Below are 22120 nucleotides of genomic sequence, written 5' to 3'. Positions count from 1 at the left end.
TGCGTTTGCCTAAAGCTTTTAGGCAAATTAGCGTGCTCCTCATGAAGCCACTGACCGAGCAAGAGATCCGCGCCGCCTTCGTCAACTGCACCAAGGGCGAGGCCAAGCGGCTGACCGTCCCCCGCGACCTGGCCGACCGCCCCTGGGAGGACCTGGACTACCTCGGCTGGCGCGACCCCCAGTCGCCCGGGCGCGCCTACCTGGTGACCGAGGCCGGAGGCCGGCTCGGCGCCCTCGCCCTGCGCCGCCCCGCGGCGGGCGCCGGGCAGGGGCGGCGCAGCATGTGCAGGATCTGCCTGACCGCCCACGACGGCGGCGTCTCCCTGATGGTCGCCGCGAAGGCCGGCAAGGCCGGGCAGCAGGGCAACTCGGTCGGCGTCTACATGTGCGACGACCTCGCCTGTTCGCTGTACGTGCGCGGCATGAAGGAGGCCGGCCCGGGCGCACGGCTCCCCGAGACGCTCACGCTGGAGGAGAAGATCGAACGTACCGTGGCGAACCTCGCCGCGTTCGTCGCCAAGGTGACCGCCTGACCGGCACGACCGCGGCCGGGGCCCGCACGACCGGCGCGGAGCCCGGCTCAGGGCCCTTCGGGCGTCTCCTGGAGGGCGGCGGCGACGAGGGCGACGTCGTTGCCGATGGAGAGGATGCCCGCGGGGTCGGTGTTCGGCGTCGACGCCCCGTTCACACCCGCGTAGAACGGCTCGAAGCGGCCGCCGCCCCGGTCGAGGTACCCGGCGATCGTGATGGCCCCCACGGCCAGCCCGTTGCCCAGCGCGTCGCCGCCGACGGCCGCACCGGTCTTCGCGAACACCTTCCCGCGCGCCGGGCAGCTGCGGCAGTTCGCGGCCAGCAGGCCGTCGACGCCCAGGATGGGCAGGGCCTCCCGGAAGCGCCGGGCGTCCGGGCCGCGCTGCCAGTACGCCAGCATCTGCACCAGGGCCCGCGGGGTGGCCCGGTCGGCGGGGTTGCCGCCGCGGCCGTCCATGAGTTCCACCTGTCCGCGGTCGACGCCCGCCCGGCCGAGGAACGCGGCCAGGACCGGGAAGCCGTCCGCGCACTGCGCACTGCCGGCGGTGACGGCCATCAGGCAGATGCCCAGGTTGGCGCCCAGGTTGTGGCTGACCTTGAGGATCAGCCTGGCGTACTGCTCGTAGGGGGGTGAGGTGTACGCGGCCACCCGCGGGTCCCCCTCGTAGTCGCGCGGCAGCCGGCCGGCCGGGTTGGCCCCCGTCGCGGCGGCGCTGACCTCCACCCCGGCCCGGCCGAGCGCCTCGATGAGCGCGGTCCGGCCGAAGGCGGCCGGGTCCGTGACGGGCGAGGTCCGCAGCAGCGGCGCGGAGCCGGCGGCGATGGTGCCGGACAGCCGGATCCGGGTACCGGTCGCGTCGGCCGTCACGGTGACCGCCGTGGGCTTGCCCGCCGCCACCGTCTTCACCGCCGACGTCACCTCGTACGGGGCCACCTTCGGCCGCCAGTCCAGCCGGGCGTCGGCACCCGGGCGGTCGCCGGGCGTGGTCAGCAGGTCCACGAGGTTGTCGTTGACGATCAGCGGGGTGGGCGTGGGGTCGAGGACGGGGTCGGCGGCGAACAGCCGGCTGTCCACGACCACCTCCCCGTCCACCCGCGTGATGCCGGACCGGCGGACCTGCCGGGCCAGTTCGTCGATCCCCGCGAGGGGGTTCTCCGGGGTGAGGGTGGCGCCGGGGAAGTCGTTGGCATAGGTGTGGTCGAGGTCGGTGTAGGCGACCGTCCCGTCGGGCCGCGTCCGGCCGCCCAGGGTGAGGTCGCCCTGCGCGACGAGGTCGAGGTCCCCGGTCAGCGTGCCCCCGCTGCGCTGCCCGACGGCGTAGACGGGCGTCACGAAACGGTGGTCCGTTCCCAGCGTCCGCCAGGTGCCGGAGACGGAGAACAGCTTCGCGGTGGACCCCGGGATGAAGAACTGCTCCGGGAACATGCCGCGGACCACGGGCCCGCCCTCCGGCCCGGTCTGCAGCAGCCCCCACTGGGCATGCCGGTACTCGGGCTTGCCCATGATCTCCCTGATCTGCGGGGGCAGCCGCCCCGCGTCTCCCGGCCCGGACGAGGAGGGGGACGGCGGGGGACCGGGGGCCGCGCGGGCCGACGCCCCCGCCCCGAACACCGCCAGCAGCAGCGCGGCGCACCCGGCCCCCACACGCCGCCGCAGTACGGCACACCGGACCGGATGTCCCACAGCGCGCTCCGTTCGCCGCGGCTGCCGGGCTTCGCCGGAAGTCCGCCGGGAAGTCCGAGGCCTGCGCCCAGCCTGACACAGCCCTCCACCCCCCGCACGTCACCCGGACGGCCGTCAAGCCCCGAACTGCCGGGACGTGACGGGACGCCCCCGTCCGCGGCCCAATGGAAGCCAGGAGCCCGACCCCCCACCAGCCGAACCCCAGGCGATTTCCCCCCTGCACCCGGCACTCCTCCCAGGAGATCCCCATGAGCCAGATCTACCGCATCTCCCTCCTCGCCGCCGCCATGGAAGCCGGTGCCGTGCGCGTGGCCCCCGGCGTGTTCGCGGCCTCGCGGATGCCCGGCACCGGAAACACCGCCGTACCCCCGCGCCCCGCCCGGGCGGCGGACGGGAGGTGGAGCACCCTCGTGCGCGACGGGAAGGCGGCAGCGGTCATCGTCGTGGCCCTCTGACCGGTCACGCCGCCCCCGCCCCCGCCTCTTCCTCCACTCCCGCCCCCGACCTGGCCAGGGCCAGGACCCCGGCGCAGATCAGGGCCAGGCCGAGCAGCTGGGGGAGCAGCCACCAGTGCGCGCGCAGGTGCTCCTCGTACAGCAGTACACCCAAGGCGACGCTGACCCCGGCGTCGCCCAGCGTCAGGGCGGGCTGGGAGGCGACCAGCGGCCCGCCCTGCATCGCGTGCTCGAGGAGCAGGACGGCGCAGATGCCGGCCGCACCGAAGGCGTACGTCTCCCAGGCCGTCAGGAACGCCCCGGCCCCGCCCGCGCCCAGGATGTGCACGGCCGACTTCATCAGGGCCGCGGTCAGCGCGTAACAGACGGCGGTGGCCGCGCCCAGGCACCCGGCCCGCATCCGGCCCGGCGGCCGCCGCAGCCCCGCCACGGCCAGCACCGCCACCGCCCCCGCGCACGCCGACAGGGTCAGCACCCACCGGTCGAGCGGCACGTGCGTCCGGTTCCCCGCGGGCGAGGCGGCCACCAGCACGACACCCAGCCCGGCCACCACCGCGGCCGCGGCGAGCCACACCGCCCCCGGCAGCCGGCTCCGTGCCATCAGCGAGGCGATCAGCAGCGCGAGGGGCAGCTCCAGCACGAACAGGGGCTGCACGAGCGACAGCGCGCCCGTCGCCAGCGCCACGGCCTGCCCCACCCCGGCCGCGATCACCGCCATGATCCCCCCGATCCACAGCGGCCGCCGCAACAGGTCCAGGACCAGCCCGAACCGGAACCCCTCGCTCTGCGGCACGGTGAGCGAGGCCCGCCGCTGGAGCACCGTCGCGAGCGCGTTGCTGAACGCGGCGAACAGCGCGAAGAGAACCGGCACGACGACGCCCATACCCCCGATCCTCACCGCCCCACCCCACACCGCCACCCCGCTGTCCCCCACCCGGCCCACCCCCGGCGCGCGCCCGCCCCGGCCCCCACCGCCCCGCCTCCGCAGCCAGGGCAGCCCCGCGCCGCCTGGCTAGCTGAGCCCTGTCGGGCGAAAACCCAGACCCGCCAAGCAGCGCATGCGGGCACGTCGTTGCACACGAGCGCGGCGGGGGCAAGTCCGTACAGATGATCGAGGTTAGGGTGTCTCCGACAGCTCATGGGGGATTCGTGGACACAGACATCAAGACGTACTACGTGCGACAGAGCGCGGGCGGCGCCCGCTCGGCGGCGGAAGAGGCGCTGGACAACCTCCGGCGGTCGCTGGACTCGAGCGACACGGCAGCCGACGGCCACCACGGCTGGGCCTCCGCCGCGGCCCTGAAGCGGTGCGCGTCCGCCTGGGAGGACCACATGGTCGACCTGGGCAGGCAGATGAACACGATGGCCGACCACCTTCACACTACGGCTCGTTCCTACGACACCACGGACGCACAGGCGAGGGACGCCTTCATCCGACTCCAGCACGGCCTCGCCGACTTCGGGGGCAACTGACCTGTGGTCACCTATCACGACCTGTACGGCTGCCGGGTGGACCAGTGGCAGAAGGCGGCGGACGACTGGGTCGACCTCGCGCGGCGCTCCTCTTCCGCCGCCGACGACATCCGGGCGCAGGGGAAGAAGCCCCTGGACGACCACTGGGCGGACGCCACCGGCAAGACGGCCGGCAAGCGGCTGGAAGACCTGGCGGACCGGCTGGAGTCCGGCGGCGACATCATGAAGGGCGTCGCCATGGTCCTCGACGCGCTGACCCACTCGATGGGGTACGCCCAGCGCACACTCTTTCACGCCGTCGAACTGGCCGGCGGTTACGGGCTGAGCATTCAGGACGGTCGAGCCGTGGGCGTGTACACGGGAGCCGTACCCACGGGACCGAACGTTCCGCAGAACGTGCGCGACGCCTATGCCCGGGAGCAGGGACGCATCACCGAGGTCGACGGGCTGATAGAGGAAGCCCTCCGCGAGGCCTCCCAGGCCGACTCGAAGGCCTCTGCCGAACTGGAGAAACTCGCGGGAACCATCAACGTCTCAGATACCTCACGAGCGCACAACGAGATCCTCGTCGAGGCGTCCCACATCGAGTTCGACATCCTCAGGGCGAACATCCCCGTCGGCAAGGACCCACACCTGGTACGCGCCTGGTGGGACGGCCTGACGCCCCGGCAGCGGCAGGACCTCATGCGGGCCGATCCGGTCACCCTCGCCGACCTCAACGGCCTTCCGCCGGAGGTCGGACACGAACTCCGGGGTCCCGACGGAAAGATCGACCGGGTCGAGATGGTGCGGTACGCGCTCGACCACTGGGACAAGAAGGACGATCTCGAGTTCAAGAACAACTGCGCCAATTTCACGTCGTCGGCCCTCGAGGCCGGAGGCATGCAGAAGAAGTTCGACTTCTGGATGGGACCGCGCGGGGACAACACCTGGGGACGCGAGAGCGGCATCGGGGTTCCCTGGCTCGACCAACGGGCCTATCACTCCCGGTCGTGGTCGCAGGCCAAAGGCCTGCACGGCTTCCTCCTGCGCAACGGTGGTGAGGAAATCACGCGTTCAGAGGCGCGTCCGGGTGACGTGGTCTTCTACGAGCAGGTCGCTGCCGACCCGGACGAGCCCCAGGGAGAGATCTACCACGCGGCGGTGGTCACCTCGGTGACCCCTGACGGCGACATCAAACTGACCCAGCACACCAGCTCGTTCCAGAACGTGAGCCTGGACAGCCGCGAGCACGTGGCCACGAGGAACCACGGCCAGCAGCGTGTCCACATCGTCCGACCACACCCGAACTGGTACTGATGGAAACTCCTCCCGCGGCGCTGTCCGGCCCCGCACAGGACCGCACGGCCGTCACGCCCGGCATGGTGGTCACGGCACTGCTCGTCCCGGTGGTGGCCCTGCTCGGCGTGGTCACCTCCTGGAGCGTCCAGGGCATCGACAGCGACTGGGTGCACCGCCAGCAGGCGGCCTGCCGGCACCTGCCGTTTCCGAAGTCGGAATACCTCGTCGCGTGGTCGGGGCCGGTCCTCGGCCTGTCGGCCATGGCCGTGTGTCTCCTCCTGGCCCGGTGGATCCGCCGCCGCTCCGGCCTGCGGCTCCGGGACACCTGGCCGGGGCTGCTTGCCCTCGTGTGCGTCCTGTTCGACGGTCCGGCGGTTCTGCTGGAGTTGTTCATGCTGTGGGCGACCTACACACCCGACGGCTCGGGGCCGATCCTCGGCGACTGCGGTTAGGCTCACGGCGCAGCTCCGCCAGCACCTTGCTCGCGGTCGCCATGGCGACGCCCCACTGCCGGGTGATCTCACGGGTCGCCGGAACACGCTCGCCCGGCGCCCTCGCCCTGCGGCGGTACGACGCGGTCATGCGCCCCTACGTGACCCGGGCGCAGGAACTGCCGCCCGGCGGAGCCGCCGGGTGCGCGCCCGCGGGACGCCCGGGCATCCGGCTGCGCGACCTCGCGACGCGGTCGGTGGCCCGTTGGCCGATGCACACCCTGCCCGCCGCGCAGTTCGCCAAGGCCGGGGACATCGCCCTTGCGGAGTACGGCTGCCCGGACCCGGCGGTGACGTCGTGCCGAATCCGTCGTGACGCGACCATTGATCGATCGGCCCTCCGGCGGCCAAGGTGGTCACCGCACCCCGGAGCCGCCCGTCCGCTCCGGACGTGCTCCCCCTCGTAGCGGACCGAGGCCCCCGGCCCCGCCCGCCGCGTCCCCCGCCGGAAGAGGAGCAAGGCGCATGTCCACCACCCCCTCACTGCCCCGCCGCAAGCCCGGTGCCAGCGGACGGACCTTCGAGATGCAGGAGCCCGGCCCCGCGTCCCCGGGCCGCGCCCCGCGCGTCCGGGCCGCCGAAGGCTGGGAGCGGTTCGTGCGGCGTGCCGAGATCGACCTCGGGCAGGAGGCCGGGGGAGGGGACGCCGCGCCCTGAGCGCGGGCGCGCGCCCCCCGGGACACCTTCGGGTGACCCCTCGCACCCAGGGCTTCCGGACACCCCGTTCCTGCCGAAGACTTGGCGCTTCCCGCACCCACGGAGGCGCAGCCGGTGACCAGCAAGGACGGCAACCGCGACGGCAACAGCGACGGCGACGGCGACGGCGACGGACAGGAACGGGTCCAGGAAGAACTCGCCTTCGCGTTCGAGCGGGACAGCAGATGGGAGGCGACCAAGCTCATCACACTGCGGCACATGGCCCGGCGGCTCCCGCACCTCCTCACACGCTCCCTGAGCGTCGCCTGGCGCGTCGACCGCCGCTCGGTCGTGGTCCTGATGGCCTGCCAGGCGGTCTCCGGTGCCGCCGCCGCCACCGGCCTGCTCGCCACCACCTCGACCATCACCGCCCTGATCTCCTCCGGGGACATCACCGGCCGGCTGTGGGACGCCTGGCCCTCGGTCGCGGTCCTCGCCGCCGCGGCCGGACTCCGCGCCGGCCTGTACATCGTCGTGACCTGGCTCTCCTCCCGGCTCGCGCCCCTCATGCAGCAGGAGTGCGAGCTGATGCTGCTGGACGCGGCGACCACCTCCGAGCTCGCCGCCTACGACAGCCCCGGCTTCAAGGACCGCTGGGACAACGCCGAACGCGGCGCCGTCGTCGCCAAGGACATCATCGAAGAGGGCCAGGAACTGATCGCCGCCCTCGCCTCCCTCCTCGCCGGCGCCTTCGTCCTCGGCGCCCTCCACCCCGTCCTCATCCCCTTCCTCGTCCTCGCCGGCATCCCGCAGGGCATCGCCCAGATCCACAGCGCCCGCGTCACCTACACCGCCGGCGTGCGGATGACCGGGCACAGCCGCATGCTCGGCGTCCTGCGCTGGCACCTGTCCGACAGCCACGCCGCCGACCAGATCCGTGCCGGGACGATGGCCCCGTTCCTGCTGGGCACCTACCGCCGCATCACCGGGCGCGTCACCGAGGTCCACCGGCAGGCCGTTACCGACGGCGCCCGGATGGCCTTCCTCGGCGCGCTCGGCGGCGGCGCGGCGTCCGCGCTCGTCTGGGGCGTGCTCGTCGCCCTCCTGGCCACCGGCCACCTGTCCGTGGCGGCGGCCGGCACCGCCGTCCTCGCCCTGCGGACGGTCACCGGCTCCGTCCAGGGCGTCGTCCGGATGTCCGCCGTCATCTTCCGCACCGGCATGTACATGGACGACTGGTCACGGTTCCTGGAGGAGACCGGCGGCTACCGGCTGAAGGCGGGCGAGGTCGTCCCCGGCGCCCCCGGCGAGGTCCGCGCCGAGAAGCTCGTCTACCGGTACGAGGGCAGCGAGCGCAACGCCCTCGACGGCATCGACTTCTCCGTCCGCCGCGGCGAGATCGTCGCCCTGGTCGGAGAGAACGGCTCCGGCAAGACCACGCTGTCCAACCTCCTCACCCGGCTGCACCTGCCCACCGCCGGCACGGTCACCTGGGACGGCCACCCCACCACCGCCCTCGACCCCCACGCCGCGTGGAAGCAGGTCGCCATGGTCCCGCAGCGCTACGCCTGCTGGCCCCTGACCGCCCGCGACAACATCACCCTCGGCCAGCCGGCCGGCGGCGACGGCCGCGACGGTGACGAGGCCGGTGTGTGGGAGGCCTGCCGGGCCACCGGCGCCGACGAGGTCGTGGCCGAACTCCGCTCCGGCCTCGGCACCCTCCTGGCCCGCGAGTGGCTGGGCGGCACCGACCTGTCGGGCGGCCAGTGGCAGCGCATCGCCCTCGCCCGCGCCTTCTACCGCCCCGCCGGCCTCCTCGTGCTGGACGAACCCACCTCGGCCCTCGACCCGCGCGCCGAGCACCGCATCTTCACCCATCTGCGCCGGGCCGCCCGGGACCGCGCCGTCGTCCTCGTCACGCACCGCCTCACCAACGTGGCCGTGGCCGACCGCATCGTCGTCCTCGACCACGGCCGGGTCGTCCAGCAGGGCACGTACGGCGAACTGTCCACCGCCCCCGGCCTGTTCCGCGAACTGCTCGCCCTCCAGCACGACCGCGACGGCGCCATCCCCTCCCAGCGGGCCGCAGCGGCCGCCCCCGGGGAGCCGTGAGCGACCCGGCCGCCCGGGCAGGACGGCCCCGGGCGCCGGTGGCGCCGCCGGTCAGCGCCCGGCCGGAGTGCGGGTGAGGGCGCGCACGGCCGTCTCCTGCGAGTAGGCCAGCAGGCCGATCGTGACCGTGGCCATGACCACCGCGAAGAGGGCGTGACCGAGGGTCGAAGTGACGGCGAAGCCCAGCGCGTTGAGGGCGAAGTGGCTGCCGATCCGCAGGGCGACGAGGGCGATCGCGACCTTGCGGGTCTCCTTGCCCCGCCACAGGGCCTTGGCGAGCTTCAGGCGCCGGCGCATCATCGTCAGCGAGACGGCGATGTTGACGACCAGCAGCCCCAGCAGGACCGGCCAGGCCGAGGGGAAGGCCTTGATGATGTCGAAGGCGGCCGCGAGGACGCCCTCGAAGCCGAAGAACCAGACCGGGAGCCGGTAGTCGGCCGGAGTGAGGTTCTCGGTGCTGGTCTCTTCGGCCGGTCCGGCCGTAGTCTTCTTCTTCAGGATGTTCACTTCGGTCCCCCGTGGTCGTTGCGTCGACCGTCATCCTCACCGGGGGGAGGGGACGGGCGGCAGGGCCCGTGATCACCTGTGCGGGATGACAGATGTCATAGGACACCGACGTCACACGGATGTCGTGCGAACCGGGTCAGTCCGCCGCCCCCGGATCCTGAGCCGGCCGGGTCCGCAGCCGGCCGGCGGCCCGGCGGCGGGTGAGGCGCCGCTCCTCGCGGGCGGCCCAGCGGCGGACCCGGGCCGGTTCCAGCGGGCTGCCGTGGCCGACGTGGAGCCGGGCCGGGTCCAGGTCGAGCATCCGCTTCAGGCTGGCGAGGTTGCCCACGGGGTCGTCGTGGAAAGGGGGGTTGGCCGGTCTGCCCGGGATGAGCCCCATGAAGGAGCTGGCGATCAGATCGCCCGCGACGAGGTCGCCCCGCCCGGTGAGCACCGAGACCGATCCGGCGGTGTGTCCCGGAGTCGGCATGACGCGCGCCTCGATCCCGAAGTCGGACAGGTCCGTCTCACCCCGCAACAGCAGCTCCGGCTCCACCGGTTCGGCCCGCGCGTGCAGTTTCGCGTTGCGGGCCATCAGGCGGCCCATCGGGCCGGTGGGCAGGTACGGTTCGCGGACCCGGCCGGTACGGAACGGTCCCAGGTCGGCCACGTGGCCCGCGACCGGGGCGCCGGTCAGCCGGCTCAGTTCGGCGGCCGAGCCGAAGTGGTCGATGTGCCCGTGGGTGAGGACGATCAGCGACAGGTCGGCCGGGTCCACCCCGTGCGCGGCGATCGCGTCATGGATCTTCCGGCCGCTGCCGGGGGTGCCGGCGTCGACGACCACGGGCCTGCGGCCCAGCAGCAGGTAGGCGTTGATGTGGTGGCGGCCCAGGACGGGGATCGGGACGACTCGGGTGGCAGCGGACACGGTGAGTTCTCCATGGGAGGGGGGAAGGCGGGGTGGGCAAAGGGGGTGCCGGGGCAGGCGGGGTGAGGGGGCGTCAGCGGAAGCGGCGGCGGTATTCGGCGGGGGTGGTGCCCAGGCGGCGCCGGAAGCAGCGGTGGAGGCTCTCCACCGAGCCGAGTCCGCTCAGGGCGGCCACCTCCGGCAGGCCGTGCTCGCTGTCCTGGAGCAGCCTGCGCGCGGCTTCGAGCCGCGCGGACTCGACGTACGCGCCCGGTGTGGTGGCGGTCCGGCGGCGGAAGAGCCGCGAGAAGTGGCGCACGCTCAGGTGCAGCCGTGCGGCCAGCGCCTCCGCGGACAGGTCCTCGGTCAGGTGCTCGCCGATCCAGGCCCGCAGCTCGTCGATCCGGTCCCCGCCGGGCGCGTCCGCTACCGCGAGCGGCACGCTGAACTGGCTCTGACCGCCCGCGCGTTTGACGTACATGACCATCATCCGGGCGGTGGCCAGGGCGAGTTCGGGGCCGTGGTCCTCGGCGACCATCGCGAGCGCCATGTCCATCCCCGAGGTGATCCCCGCGCAGGTCCACAGCCGCCCGGCCCGGATGAACAGGGGGTCCGGGTCGACGGCGACGCGCGGGTGGTCGGCGGCCAGCCGGGCGGCCGTGAGCCAGTGGGTCGTGGCGGGCAGGCCGTCCAGCAGCCCGGCCGCCGCCAGCAGGTGCGCGCCCGCGCAGACCGATCCCACCCGCCCGGCCCGGGGCGCGGCCCCCCGCAGCCAGTCGACGACCGCCGCGTCGAGCACCGGCTCCACCCCGTTCTCGCCGACCTCCACCGCGCCCGACACGAGCAGGGTGTCCACGGCCCCGTCCACCTCCTCCAGTGCCAGGTCGGCCATCAGCCGCAGCCCGCTGGAGGTCACCACCGGCCCCCCGCCCGCCGTCGCGACCCGGACGGTGTACCCGGGCCGCCCGGGTCCGGCGACGCGCGTCGCGACGGAGAACACCTCGGCCGGGCCGGTGACATCGAGCAGTTCGGCGCCGGGGAAGGCGACGATGACGATCCTGTGCGGTGGGAGCATGCCCCGATCATTCCGCCCCCACCGGATGGCTGCAATGACCAGCTTCTGTCACATCCGGCCATGTCCGGGTGCCGCCCCCACCGGGCCCGCGGACGCACGGCCGGCCGGCTCAGCCCCCCGCGCGGTCCAGCCGTACCGCGCTCTCCAGCAGCAGGGCGTGCACGAACGCCTGCGGCAGGTTGCCCCGCAGCTGCCGGTTGCGCACGTCGTACTCCTCGGCGAACAGCCCGGCCTGGCCGACGGCCGTGCGGGTCCGCTCGAACCAGCGGCCCGCCTCCGCCGGCCGGCCGTGCGCCAGGCAGGCCGAGGCCATCTGGAACCCGCCCAGCAGGAAGGCGCCCTCCAGCTCGCCCAGCGGGCCGTCGCCCTGCCGGAACCGGTACACGAACCCGTCCACCGCCAGCTCCCGCGCCACCGCCTCCCGGGTGGCCACCGCCACGGACCGCGGGCCCGGCCAGTACGGCGAGGCCAGGGGCCGCAGCAGCGCCGCGTCGGGGCCGGTGTCCGTGGCGGAGCGCTGCCAGCGGCCCGAGGAGTGCAGGCAGCGGCGCCGGGTCTCCCGCAGCACCGTCCGCGCCAGCGCCGACCAGCGGTCCGCTTCCGCCCCGCCGATCTCCCGCGCGGCCGCGCGCAGTCCGGTGACCGCGGCCAGCCGCGAATGGGTCCACCAGGCCGGCTCCAGTTCCCACAGGCCCGCGTCGGGCCGGTCCCAGAACTCCTCCAGGGCCTTCCCGGCCACCACCGCCGCCCGGGCCCCGTCCCCGGGCAGGCGGTCCTCGCGGGCCGCCGCCGCCAGGAGTTCCAGCACCTCGCCGAAGGTGTCGAGCTGGAACTGGTCCCCGGCGTGGTTGCCGACCCGGTCCGTCGCCCCCGGATAGCCGCACAGCGGAAGCCGCCGCTCGGCCGGTACCGGCGAGCCGTCGGCCCGGTACGCGGGCCGCAGCCCGGGCCCGTCCGCGAGCACCCGCTCGCTGACCACGCGCACCGCCGCGTCCGCCAGCGGGTGCCAGCCGTGCACCGCCACCGCCTGGCCCGCGTAGCACTGGTCGCGCAGCCAGGCGTAGCGGTAGTCGTAGTCCCGGTCCGCGTCCGCCCGTTCGGGCAGGGACGTGGTCGCCGCCGCCACCATCGCACCCGTCCGCGGGCTGGTCAGGCCGGTGAGGACGGCGTACGCCTGGCGCACGTCCCGGGCCGCCGTCAGCCCGGAGCACGAGGGCACGGCGCCGGCCCAGAACCCCTCGGTACGCCGCCACGCGGACTCCGCGTCGACCGGCTCGCCCAGCGGCCCGTCACCCACCTCCAGCACCAGATCGCACCCACCGCCCGGCGCCACGTCCACCAGCGCGCCCAGCTCCCCGTCCGGTCCCACCCGCGCCCCCTCCGGGCCCCGCAGCCGCACCCGCAGCGATCCGCGCGCCCCCTCCCACAGCCCCTCCCCGGCCCGCCGCAGCACCGGCGCGGGCGCGCTGCCGTACTCCCCGCGCACCGCCAGCCGCACCGCCATCCGCGAGGCCCCCGACACGGCCCGGATCCGGCGCAGCAGCACCACCCGGTGCGGCTCGGCCGGGGCCGCCAGGGCCTCCCGGCACTCCACCACCGCGTCCGGCATCGTCCAGCGCGCCGTCCAGATCAGCGAGCCCTCGTGGTACGCCCCGCCCGACACCTTCCACGAGCACTCCGGACGCACCGTGAACGCGCCCGCGCCGCCGATCAGTTCGCAGAACACCGCGGGATCGTCCCAGCCGGGCACGCACAGCCACACCACGTCGCCGTCCGGCCCGGTCAGCGCGCCCCGCTCCCCGTCGGCCAGCAGCGCGTAGTCCCGCAACGGCCGCGGCACGTGCCGCGGTCCGGGACGGGGTCCGCCGCGACGCCGTTCCGTGGGGCTCACCCCCTTTCCGCTGTACGGGCGGCTACCCGGACCAGGAGGCCCCAACCCGCGCCGCCGCCGGCGCGGGCGCGGTTCAGAGCACCCGGTAGCGCTCCGCTCCCGACCGGCGCAGCGCCAGCCCGAGCCCGGGCGCCCCCGAGGCCGCCGGGCGCACCGTGCCCCCGGACGGGTCCAGCAGGCCCTCGCCCTCGAACAGCACCGGCTCCAGCCGGGCGTGGTCGTGGAACCACTCGATGTGCCGGAAGCCCGGCACCGCCGCGGCCGGGTGGGCGTGGACGTGCGGGGCGCAGTGCGCCGACAGCTCCAGCCCCTGCGACCGGGCGAGCGCGGCCACGCGCAGCCATTCGGTGATCCCGCCGCAGCGGGTGGCGTCGGCCTGCAGGCAGTCCACCGCCCCGGCCGCCGTCATCCGCGCGAAATAGGGCAGGTCGTAGCCGTACTCCCCGGCCGCCACATCGCAGTCGAGGCGGTCGCGCAGCAGCCGCAGCCCCGGCAGGTCGTCCGAGGACACCGGCTCCTCGAACCAGAGCACCCCGTACGCGGACAGCTCGCGCCCCACCCGCAGCGCCTGCCCCCGCGCGTAGGCGCCGTTGGCGTCCACGTACAGCTCGGCCCCGGGCCCGATCACCTCCCGGGCCAGCGCCACCCGCGCGAGGTCGCGGCCGACGGCCCGGCCCCGGTCCTGCCCGATCTTGATCTTCACGCGCGGGATGTGCAGCCCGTGGACCCAGCTCTCCAGCTGCGCCCGCAGCCGCTCGTCCGGCGCGGTGGTGAAGCCGCCGCTGCCGTACACGGGCACCTCCGGGCACGCCGCCCCGAGCAGGTCGGCCAGCGGGAGCCCCAGCAGGCGGGCCTTGAGGTCCCACAGGGCGATGTCCACCGCCGAGATCGCGCACGAGGCGATCCCGGGCCGTCCCGCGTTGCGCACCGCCCGGCACATGGCCTCGTTCAGCCCCGGCACCCCGAAGGCGTCACGGCCCTCGACCACCTCCGCCAGCAGCTCCCGCACCACCTCCGCGGCCGCCGCCGGGGCGTACGTCCAGCCCAGGCCCCGCACACCCCCGGCGTCCGCCTCCACCACCACCGCGGTCGTCGAATCCCAGGCCAGGGTCCCGTCCCCTTCCGGGGCATCGGTCGGCACGGTGTACGCACCGACCCCGATCCGCTCCACCGGGACGTCCCCGCACTCCTTGCGCGCACGCATCCGGGCCCTCCTCACGCCTCACGTAGGGACGCATCCGCGCCTACCCCTGCGTGCCCCCCGCAGTCCTCCCGCCGGCGCGTGTACGGGCGGGGCGGGCGGGTAGGCGCGAAGGGGACCAGTGCCACGCCGTACGGGAGGAACCGGCAGGAATATGAAGGAGCGGCGGACCGCCGCGCGGCCGGCCGGCGGTGAAAGAGCCGGCCGGGGCCGGCACGAGAGCAGGGACGAACGGGCCGACCGGCAGTGGCAGGAGCTGATGCAGGAGATCCGGGTCGCCCAGACGGGCGTGCAGATCCTCTTCGGCTTCCTGCTCACGGTCGCCTTCACCCCGCACTTCCAGGGGATCTCGGCGACCGACAAGGCGGTCTACGTCGCCACGGTGGTCACCGGCTCGCTGGCCGCGGGCGCGCTGATCGGCCCGGTCTCCTTCCACCGCATCGTCTCCGGACGCCGCATCAAACCCCAGGCGGTGGTCTGGGCCTCGCGCCTGACCTTCGCCGGCATCGTGCTGCTGCTCGCCACCTTCACCTCCGCGCTCTTCCTCGTCCTGCGGGTGGTGACCCACGGGACGCTCGTCCCCTGCCTCGTCGGCGGGGTGGTGGCCTGGTACCTGCTGTGCTGGTTCGCGCTGCCCCTGTGGGCACGGGAGCGGCACACCGACGACACCTGAGCCGACGCCGCCCGGCGCGCCGCCCACCGCACGCTGCCCCCGCCCACCGTCCGACGGCCGCCCCCAAGGAGCCCGCAGCCATGGAAACCACCCGCAGTGAGCACCCCCGCCGGCCCCGTCAGACCGTGGTCGTCACCGGAGCCAGCGCCGGAGTGGGCCGCGCCACGGCCCGCGAGTTCGCCGCGCGCGGCGCCCGGGTGGCGCTGATCGCCCGCGGCCGCGCCGGGCTCGAAGCGGCCGCGAACGAGGTGGCACAGGCGGGCGGCACCCCGCTGGTGCTGCCCGCCGACGTCTCCGACGCCGCGCAGGTCGCCGCCGCCGCGGACCGGGTGGAGGCCGTCTTCGGGCCCGTCGACGTGTGGGTCAACGTCGCCTTCACCACCGTCTTCGCCCCCTTCGAGGAGATCCGGCCCGAGGAGTTCCGGCGCGTCACCGAGGTCACCTACCTCGGCTACGTCCACGGCACGAGGGCCGCCCTGGACCGGATGCTGCCCCGCGACTCGGGCACCATCGTCCAGGTCGGATCCGTCCTCGCCGAACGCTCCATCCCCCTCCAGTCGGCGTACTGCGGCGCCAAACACGCCGTCCAGGGGTTCACCTCCTCCGTCCGCACCGAGCTGATGCACCGCGGCAGCCGGGTGAAGGTGACGGTGGTCCAGCTGCCCGCCGTCAACACCCCGCAGTTCAGCTGGGGCCTGTCGCGGCTGCCACACCGCCCCCAGCCCGTACCGCCGATCTACCAGCCGGAGGTGGCCGCCCGGGCCATCGTCCACGCGGCCGACCACCCCGGACGGCGCGTCTACTGCGTGGGCGGCCGGGCCCTGGCCACCGTGATCGCCAACCGGCTGGTGCCGGGCCTGCTGGACCGCTACCTCGCCCGCACCGGCTTCGCCTCCCAGCAGACCGCCGAGCCCGACCCCGGACCGCGCCCGCACAACCTGTGGAACCCCCTCGACGGCGACGACGGCCGGGACTTCGGGGCGCACGGCACCTTCGACGACCGCTCCCACCCGCATTCCCCCGAGGCCTGGGCGGCCCGCCGCCCGCGCCTGCTGTGGACCGGCGCGGCGACGGCGGCGACCCTCGCCCTGGCGGCCCTGCGCCACCACCGGACCGCACACCGCTGAGGCACCAAGCCGAGGCTCACGCGTGAGGCACCCCGCCGAGGCTCACGCGTGAGGTACCCCGCCGAGGCTCACGCGTGAGGTACCCCGCCGAGGCTCACGCGTGAGGTACCAAGCCGGGGCTCACGCCTGGGGCGTCACGCCGAAGCTCACGCGGGCCCACGGGGCGCCCGGCTGTGCGACCGCCCGGCCTCCGCCCGCCGATGCCCCCGCCCGACCCCGCGCCCGGCCCCCGGCGCGGCCCGCTCCGGACGGTCGCCGGGCGGCGGGCCGTCCAGGGCCAGGGCCAGGGCCAGGGCCTCCGCCAGGTGCAGGGCCCGGCGACCGGTGCCCGCCTGCTCGATCTGCGTCCGGCAGCTGAAGCCGTCCGCCAGCACGAAGGCGTCGGCGGCCGTGGCGCGGACGGCGGGCAGGACGCCCTGCTCGGCGATGGCCATCGACAGCTCGTAGTGGCCGCGCTCGAAGCCGAAGTTGCCCGCCAGACCACAGCAGCCCGCATCCAGTACGTCCGCGTCCAGCCCGGCCCGGCGCATCAGCTCGCGGTCCGCCCCGGTGCCCAGCTTGGCGTACTGGTGGCAGTGGGTCTGCACCGTCGCCGCCCGCCCGGCCCGCGGCGCCCGCCAGGCGTCCGGGGCGTGGTGGACCAGCTGCTCGGCGAACGTCCGCGTCTGCGCCGCCAGCCGCCGGGCGTCCTCGTCCCCGGCCAGGAGCTCCGTCGCGTCGGAGCGCAGCGCGGCCGCGCAGGACGGCTCCAGCGCGACGACCGGCGTACCCGCCTCCAGCCACGGGCGCAGCGTCCGCGTGGTGCGCTCCAGCACCCGGCGCGCGATACCCAGCTGACCGGTGGAGATCCAGGTCAGCCCGCAGCACACCGTCGCATCCGGCACCGTCACACGGAACCCTGCGTCCTCCAGGACCCGCACGGCGGCCCCGGCGACCTGCGGATGGAAGTGGTTGGTGAAGGTGTCCGGCCACAGCAGCACCGTGCGCGGGTCCTCGGGCCGGGGCTCGGGACGGCGCGAGCGCCGCCAGGCCTCCTGGAAGGACACCGCCGCGAACGGCGGAGCGGCCCGCCGCGGATCCACGCCCGCCGCCAGCTTCCCCAGCCGGCCCAGCACCGGCGCCCGCAGCGCGGCGTTCGCCACCCCCGGGGTGGGGCGCGCGAGCCGCGCCCACAGCGGGAGCCAGCCCAGCGAGTAGTGCGCGGGCGGCCTCGGCCGCCACCGGTAGTGCTGGGCGAGGAACTCGGCCTTGTACGTGGCCATGTCCACCCCCACCGGGCAGTCGGACGCACAGCCCTTGCACGACAGGCACAGGTCGAGCGCGTCGCGCACCTCGGTGGAGCGCCAGCCGTCGCCGACGGGGGAGTCCCCGTGCCCGTCCAGCATCTCGAACAGCAGCCGCGCCCGGCCCCGGGTGGAGTGCTCCTCCTCCAGGGTGGCCCGGTACGAGGGACACATCACCCCGCCCTCGTGCGCACGGCAGTTGCCGATGCCCACGCACCGCTGCACGGCCCGGGTGAAGTCGTGGCCGTCCCCGGAGTACGCGAAGAAGGTCCTCCGCTCCGGCCGCGGCCGCCAGCCGGGCCCCAGGCGCAGGTCCGCGTCCAGCGGACGGGGGTCGACCACCTTGCCGGGGTTCATCCGGTTCTCGGGGTCGAAGAGCGCCTTGACCTCGCCCATCGCCCCCACGAGGGCCGGACCGAACATGCGGGGGAGCAGCTCGCCCCGGGCCTGCCCGTCGCCGTGCTCGCCCGACAGCGACCCGCCGTAGGAGGACACCAGGTCCGCCGCCTCCTCCAGGAACGCCCGGAACGCCTCCACGCCCTTGGCGTCGCGCAGCCCGAACGGGATCCGCGTGTGCACGCAGCCCTGGCCGAAGTGCCCGTACAGGGAGGCCTGCTGGTAGCCGTACCGTTCGTACAGCCGCTCCAGGTCGCGCAGGTAGCCGCCCAGCCGCTCCGGGGCCACGGCCGAGTCCTCCCAGCCCTCCCAGGTCTCCGAGCCGTCCGGCGGCCGGGCGGTCACCCCGAGCCCCGCCTCGCGGGCCTTGAGGAACTCCTGCTCCCGCGGCGGGTCGTCGGAGAACGCCACCGAGGCGTCGTCCTCGCCGCGTCCGACGGCCCGCAGCAGCTCGTACGCCTGCCGGTCCGCCTCCTCCTTGCTCTCACCGGTGAACTGGACGAGGAGCCAGGCGTCGCCCTCCGGCAGCAGCTCCAGGGAGTGCAGGTGGACCCGCTCCTCCCGCATCAGCTGCGCCATCCGCCCGTCGACGGCTTCGAGCTGGGCCGGCCGGCTGTGCTCCAGCAGGGCGGGAACGGCGTCCGCCGCCGCGTACACGTCCTCGTAGCCCAGGACCAGCAGGGCCTCCGCCGCCGGGACCTCGACCAGGGCGAGCTCCGCCCGCAGCACGGTCACCAGCGTGCCCTCGCTGCCCACCAGGGCCCGGGCCACGTCGAAGCCGTTCTCCGGGAGCAGGGAGTCCAGGTTGTAGCCCGACACCCGCCGGGGGATCTTCGGGTAGCCGCGGCGGATCTCGGCGAGGTGCCGGTCGGCGATGTCCTTCAGCCCCCGGTGGATCCGGGCGCGCCCGCCGCCCGCGGCGACGATCCGCTCGTACTCCTCCGGGCCCGTGGGACCGGCCCAGAACCGGTCGCCGCCGTAGGTGAGGACCTCCAGCCGCCGGACGTTGTCGACGGTCTTGCCGTACGCCTGGGCAGAGGCCCCGCAGCTGTTGTTGCCGATCATCCCGCCCAGCGTGCAGTGGCTGTGCGTGGCCGGCTTCGGACCGAACTTCAGGCCGTACGGCTCCAGTTGCCGGTTGAGCTCGTCCAGGGCGATGCCCGGTTCGACCACGCAGCCGCGCGCCGCCGGATCCACCGAGACCAGGCGGTTGCAGTACTTGGTCCAGTCGATCACGACGGCCGTGTTCGTGCACTGGCCGCCCAGGCTCGTCCCGCCGCCCCGCGACAGGACGGGCGCGTGCAGGCGCGCGCAGACGGAGACCGCCCGCGCACCCGCCTCCACCGTCCGGGGGACGACCACGCCGAGGGGGACCTGCCGGTAGTTGGAGCCGTCGGTGGAGTACGCGCCCCGGCTGCCCGCGTCGAAACGGACCTCCCCGTCCACCTCGGCCCGCAGCGCGCGTTCCAGCCCGGCCACATCCACCGGGGCGGGGCCGGCCGCCATCAGCCCGCCCCGCCGGGCAGGAAGTCCTGCGCCTTCGCCTTCAGCCCCTGGCGCACCACGTTGCCGCGGTCGCTGTCCCCGTGCAGCACCGCCGAGGCGGAGGCCTTGATCTGCTCCCACGTGGCGTGCGGCGGGATCGGCGGCACCGCCGGGTCTGTCCGGAAGTCGATGACGAACGGCCGGTCCGCCTCCAGGGCCTGACGCCAGGCCGGCCCCACGTCCTCGGGCCGCTCCACCCGCACCCCGCCGAGACCGAACAGGGCGGCCACGTCGGCGTAGCGGACGTCGGGGATGGACTGCGAGTCCTCGAACTGCGGGGCGCCCTGCATGGCGCGCATCTCCCAGGTGACCTGGTTGAGGTCCTGGTTGTTCAGCACGGCCACCACCAGCCGCGGATCCGACCACTGCGGATAGTACTTCGCGGCCGTGATCAGCTCCGCCATCCCGTTCATCTGCATGGCGCCGTCACCGACGATCGCGATACCGGGCCGGTCGGGGTGCGCGAACTTCGCGCCGATCAGGTACGGCACCCCGGGCCCCATCGTCGCCAGGGTGCCGGAGAGCGAACCGCGCATGCCGTCGCGCATCCGCAGGTGCCGGGCATACCAGTTGGCCGCCGAACCGGAGTCCGCGGTGATGATCGCGTCCTGCGGCAGCAGCCCGTCCAGCTCGTGGACCACGTACTCGGGGTTGACGGGGTGCGCGGGCACTGCGGCCCGCCGCTCCATCACCTCCCACCAGCGCTCGGTCCCCGCCTCGATGCCGTCGCGCCAGGCCCCGTCCCGGTGCGGGTCCAGCAGCGGCAGCAGCCGGCGCAGCGTCTCGGCGGCGTCGCCCACGACGTTGAGCTCGAACGGGTAGCGCAGCCCGACCATCGTCGGCTCGATGTCGATCTGCACCGCGCGGGCCTGCCCGAACTCCGGCAGGAACTGGGTGTAGGGGAAGCTGGACCCCACCACGAGCAGGGTGTCGCAGTCCCGCATCATCTCGTACGAGGGCCGCGTCCCCAGCAGACCGATCGACCCGGTGACGTACGGCAGCGTGTCGGGCAGCACGTCCTTGCCCAGCAGGGCCTTGGCGACCCCGGCGCCCAGGACTTCGGCGACCTGCTCCACCTCCGCGCGGGCGTGCCGGGCACCCTGCCCGACCAGGATGGCGGGCCTTTCACCGGCGTTGAGGATCCGCGCGGCACGCTGCAGCTCCTCCTCGGCGGGAACGGGGGCGTACCGGGACACGCCCAGACTGGAGGGGACCTGCTTGAACGCGTGGGCCGGCGGCTCGTAGCCGAGCTCCTGCACGTCGGCGGGGATGATCACGGCCGTCACGGTGCGGCGGGTCGCGGCGATGCGCAGGGCCCGGTCCAGGACGTTCGGCAGCTGCTCGGGCACCGTGACCATCTGGCAGTACTCGCTCGCCACGTCCTTGTAGAGGGACAGCAGGTCCACCTCCTGCTGGTACGAGCCGCCCATGGCGCTGCGGTCCGTCTGACCGACGACCGCCACCACCGGGACGTGGTCGAGCTTCGCGTCGTACAGACCGTTGAGCAGGTGGATCGCCCCGGGCCCGGACGTCGCCGCGCAGACCCCGGTCCGGCCGGAGAACTTCGCGTAGCCGACGGCCTCGAAGGCGGCCATCTCCTCGTGCCGGGCCTGGATGAACCGGGGCGCTTCCTTCGCCCGCCCCCAGGCGGCGAGCAGCCCGTTGATCCCGTCGCCGGGATAGGCGAAGACGTGCTCGACGTCCCACTCCCGCAGGCGCTGCAACACGTAGTCGGCTACCTTCATCGTCCTGTTCCCTCCTGCTCGCTGCTTGTTGCCGCTCTCCGGGCCCGAAGCCGACGGCACTCACACCGGGTTCCCCGGCCCGGTCCGGCCGGTCGGGCTCCTGGTCCGCCCCGAACCCCCGGGCCGCCCCGCGCGGCACCGCCCCGCGCGGCACCGCACCGTGCGCGGCCACCAGCCCCACGGGACCGGCCCCGGACACCGCCGCCGTGCCGCCCGGCCGCACCCCCGCCGGGCCGGCCGGCCTCTGGCTGCGCCTGCCCGGGCCCGCACACCCGAAACGCCGCCGTCCGCGCCGCCCCGCCGCACCGTTTGGCCGGCGGGGCCCGGGGAAGGCGCGCAGACGACGTTCGCGCGCCGGCGGCCGCCCACCCCCGCGGCGGCACGGCCGCGCGCGCACGAGCGCAAAGGACCGGGCCCACCATGACCACCAGCACCGACCACCGGCCGCGAGCGGCCCTCTTCGACCTCGACGGCACCCTCGTCGACACCAACTACCTGCACGCGCTGACCTGGTGGCAGGCCCTGCACCAGAACGGCCACGACGTCCCCATGGCCCGCATCCACCGGGCCATCGGCATGGGCGGCGACCGGATCCTGGAACACCTCCTCGGCAGCGCACACGACCACCGCCAGGACCAGCGCCTCCGGGACGCCCACCACGCCCTCTACGCCGCCTGGTTCGACTCCCTCCCCGTCCTGGACCGGGCCGCCGACCTGCTGCGCGCCATCGCCGCACGCGGGCTGCGCATCGTCCTGGCGAGCTCCGCCTCCGCCGACGAGGTCGACGCCATCCGCGCCGCCCTCGACGTCGACGAGGTGATCTCCGGAGCCACCTCCGCCGACGACGTCGACCGGTCCAAACCCGCCCCCGACCTGGTCCACCAGGCCCTCGCCCTCAGCGACTCCGCACCCGAGGACGCCGTCTTCGTCGGCGACACCGTCTGGGACGTCCAGGCCGCCGCCCGCGCCGGCGTCCCCTGCATCGGCCTCCTCACCGGCGGCATCTCCGAGGCCGAACTCACCGCCGCGGGCCCGGTCACCGTCTACGGCGGCCCGCCGGACCTGCTGCGCTCCCTCGACTCCAGCCCCCTGGCCAGGAAGGCCCCGCGGACCGGGGGATGAGGCGAA

The 22120-nt window shown here is 74.6% G+C and carries 19 protein-coding genes; 10 read left to right on the top strand and 9 right to left on the bottom strand.

Features of this window, described 5'->3' with window-relative positions; all coding sequences use genetic code 11:
* The first annotated feature begins 41 nt into the window (after window positions 1–41).
* Window positions 42–533 (top strand): FBP domain-containing protein, encoded by a 492-nt coding sequence (locus B4U46_RS02255; RefSeq protein WP_079431505.1) that lies wholly within the window; start codon window positions 42–44, stop codon window positions 531–533.
* 47 nt (window positions 534–580) lie between these two features.
* Here the strand turns inward: B4U46_RS02255 and dacB are convergent, their stop codons facing one another.
* Window positions 581–2215, bottom strand: a complete 1635-nt coding sequence (gene dacB, locus B4U46_RS02250) for a D-alanyl-D-alanine carboxypeptidase/D-alanyl-D-alanine-endopeptidase (RefSeq protein WP_237292531.1) — start codon at window positions 2213–2215, stop codon at window positions 581–583.
* Window positions 2216–2463: 248 nt separating this feature from the next.
* Between dacB and B4U46_RS02245 the strand changes: the two genes are divergently transcribed.
* Entirely contained in the window at window positions 2464–2670 is a 207-nt protein-coding gene (locus tag B4U46_RS02245) for a hypothetical protein (RefSeq protein WP_079423574.1), read from the top strand.
* A gap of 4 nt (window positions 2671–2674) precedes the next feature.
* Here B4U46_RS02245 and B4U46_RS02240 read toward each other — a convergent pair whose 3' ends face one another.
* On the bottom strand, window positions 2675–3553 hold the full coding sequence (locus tag B4U46_RS02240) for a DMT family transporter (RefSeq protein WP_079423572.1): 879 nt from the start codon (window positions 3551–3553) through the stop codon (window positions 2675–2677).
* 266 nt (window positions 3554–3819) lie between these two features.
* On the opposite strand from B4U46_RS02240, the gene B4U46_RS02235 reads away from it, so the two are divergent.
* From B4U46_RS02235 to B4U46_RS02210, 5 genes are all read left to right on the top strand, one after another.
* Entirely contained in the window at window positions 3820–4143 is a 324-nt protein-coding gene (locus tag B4U46_RS02235) for a type VII secretion target (RefSeq protein WP_079423570.1), read from the top strand.
* Between the two features lie 3 nt (window positions 4144–4146).
* Window positions 4147–5442, top strand: a complete 1296-nt coding sequence (locus B4U46_RS02230) for an amidase domain-containing protein (RefSeq protein WP_079423569.1) — start codon at window positions 4147–4149, stop codon at window positions 5440–5442.
* Complete coding sequence (locus B4U46_RS02225) at window positions 5442–5876, top strand: hypothetical protein (protein ID WP_079423567.1); 435 nt, start codon at window positions 5442–5444, stop codon at window positions 5874–5876. Before B4U46_RS02230 ends, B4U46_RS02225 begins: the two co-directional genes overlap by 1 nt.
* 504 nt (window positions 5877–6380) lie before the next feature.
* Window positions 6381–6572: a hypothetical protein gene (locus tag B4U46_RS36155; protein ID WP_107438205.1), complete on the top strand. Its 192-nt coding sequence runs from the start codon at window positions 6381–6383 to the stop codon at window positions 6570–6572.
* 114 nt (window positions 6573–6686) lie between these two features.
* Complete coding sequence (locus tag B4U46_RS02210) at window positions 6687–8663, top strand: ABC transporter ATP-binding protein (protein ID WP_237292528.1); 1977 nt, start codon at window positions 6687–6689, stop codon at window positions 8661–8663.
* Window positions 8664–8714: 51 nt separating this feature from the next.
* On the opposite strand, the gene B4U46_RS02205 is transcribed toward B4U46_RS02210, so the two are convergent.
* The 5 genes from B4U46_RS02205 to B4U46_RS02185 all read right to left on the bottom strand — a co-directional run bounded on the left by B4U46_RS02205 (window position 8715) and on the right by B4U46_RS02185 (window position 14226).
* Window positions 8715–9170 carry a hypothetical protein gene (locus tag B4U46_RS02205; protein WP_079423561.1) on the bottom strand — a complete coding sequence of 152 codons (456 nt, stop codon included), beginning with the start codon at window positions 9168–9170 and terminating at the stop codon, window positions 8715–8717.
* 136 nt (window positions 9171–9306) lie between these two features.
* Entirely contained in the window at window positions 9307–10077 is a 771-nt protein-coding gene (locus tag B4U46_RS02200) for an MBL fold metallo-hydrolase (RefSeq protein WP_079423559.1), read from the bottom strand.
* 73 nt (window positions 10078–10150) lie between these two features.
* Window positions 10151–11131: a GlxA family transcriptional regulator gene (locus tag B4U46_RS02195; protein ID WP_079423557.1), complete on the bottom strand. Its 981-nt coding sequence runs from the start codon at window positions 11129–11131 to the stop codon at window positions 10151–10153.
* A gap of 109 nt (window positions 11132–11240) precedes the next feature.
* The gene (locus B4U46_RS02190; RefSeq protein WP_079423555.1) at window positions 11241–12971 is read right to left on the bottom strand and encodes a glycoside hydrolase family 15 protein; all 1731 of its coding nucleotides are present in this window, start codon (window positions 12969–12971) and stop codon (window positions 11241–11243) included.
* A 124-nt stretch (window positions 12972–13095) separates the two neighbouring features.
* Window positions 13096–14226 carry an enolase C-terminal domain-like protein gene (locus B4U46_RS02185; protein ID WP_079423552.1) on the bottom strand — a complete coding sequence of 377 codons (1131 nt, stop codon included), beginning with the start codon at window positions 14224–14226 and terminating at the stop codon, window positions 13096–13098.
* Between the two features lie 151 nt (window positions 14227–14377).
* On the opposite strand from B4U46_RS02185, the gene B4U46_RS02180 reads away from it, so the two are divergent.
* Window positions 14378–14896 carry a DUF6328 family protein gene (locus tag B4U46_RS02180; RefSeq protein ID WP_079423550.1) on the top strand — a complete coding sequence of 173 codons (519 nt, stop codon included), beginning with the start codon at window positions 14378–14380 and terminating at the stop codon, window positions 14894–14896.
* Between the two features lie 80 nt (window positions 14897–14976).
* Window positions 14977–16023: an SDR family oxidoreductase gene (locus tag B4U46_RS02175; RefSeq protein ID WP_079423548.1), complete on the top strand. Its 1047-nt coding sequence runs from the start codon at window positions 14977–14979 to the stop codon at window positions 16021–16023.
* Between the two features lie 146 nt (window positions 16024–16169).
* Here the strand turns inward: B4U46_RS02175 and B4U46_RS02170 are convergent, their stop codons facing one another.
* Entirely contained in the window at window positions 16170–19208 is a 3039-nt protein-coding gene (locus B4U46_RS02170; RefSeq protein WP_079423546.1) for an FAD-binding and (Fe-S)-binding domain-containing protein, read from the bottom strand.
* Window positions 19208–20992: a thiamine pyrophosphate-requiring protein gene (locus B4U46_RS02165; protein ID WP_079423543.1), complete on the bottom strand. Its 1785-nt coding sequence runs from the start codon at window positions 20990–20992 to the stop codon at window positions 19208–19210. Before B4U46_RS02165 ends, B4U46_RS02170 begins: the two co-directional genes overlap by 1 nt.
* 420 nt (window positions 20993–21412) lie before the next feature.
* Between B4U46_RS02165 and B4U46_RS02160 the strand changes: the two genes are divergently transcribed.
* A complete protein-coding gene (locus tag B4U46_RS02160; RefSeq protein WP_079423541.1) occupies window positions 21413–22114 on the top strand; it encodes an HAD family hydrolase in 702 nt (233 codons plus the stop codon).
* The last annotated feature ends 6 nt before the right edge of the window (window positions 22115–22120 follow it).

Source organism: Streptomyces katrae (genome assembly GCF_002028425.1).
Taxonomy (GTDB): domain Bacteria; phylum Actinomycetota; class Actinomycetes; order Streptomycetales; family Streptomycetaceae; genus Streptomyces; species Streptomyces katrae_A.
This window is presented reverse-complemented; position numbering and strand designations above follow the sequence as displayed.

Coding starts and splice junctions, on each gene's coding strand:
- B4U46_RS36155 (WP_107438205.1), top strand. CDS start 6,381: ATGTCCACCACCCCCTCACTGCCCCGCCGCAAGCCCGGTGCCAGCGGA.
- B4U46_RS02180 (WP_079423550.1), top strand. CDS start 14,378: ATGAAGGAGCGGCGGACCGCCGCGCGGCCGGCCGGCGGTGAAAGAGCC.
- B4U46_RS02160 (WP_079423541.1), top strand. CDS start 21,413: ATGACCACCAGCACCGACCACCGGCCGCGAGCGGCCCTCTTCGACCTC.
- B4U46_RS02240 (WP_079423572.1), bottom strand. CDS start 3,553: ATGGGCGTCGTCGTGCCGGTTCTCTTCGCGCTGTTCGCCGCGTTCAGC.
- B4U46_RS02255 (WP_079431505.1), top strand. CDS start 42: ATGAAGCCACTGACCGAGCAAGAGATCCGCGCCGCCTTCGTCAACTGC.
- B4U46_RS02245 (WP_079423574.1), top strand. CDS start 2,464: ATGAGCCAGATCTACCGCATCTCCCTCCTCGCCGCCGCCATGGAAGCC.
- B4U46_RS02170 (WP_079423546.1), bottom strand. CDS start 19,208: ATGGCGGCCGGCCCCGCCCCGGTGGATGTGGCCGGGCTGGAACGCGCG.
- B4U46_RS02195 (WP_079423557.1), bottom strand. CDS start 11,131: ATGCTCCCACCGCACAGGATCGTCATCGTCGCCTTCCCCGGCGCCGAA.
- B4U46_RS02175 (WP_079423548.1), top strand. CDS start 14,977: ATGGAAACCACCCGCAGTGAGCACCCCCGCCGGCCCCGTCAGACCGTG.
- B4U46_RS02225 (WP_079423567.1), top strand. CDS start 5,442: ATGGAAACTCCTCCCGCGGCGCTGTCCGGCCCCGCACAGGACCGCACG.
- B4U46_RS02165 (WP_079423543.1), bottom strand. CDS start 20,992: ATGAAGGTAGCCGACTACGTGTTGCAGCGCCTGCGGGAGTGGGACGTC.
- B4U46_RS02185 (WP_079423552.1), bottom strand. CDS start 14,226: ATGCGTGCGCGCAAGGAGTGCGGGGACGTCCCGGTGGAGCGGATCGGG.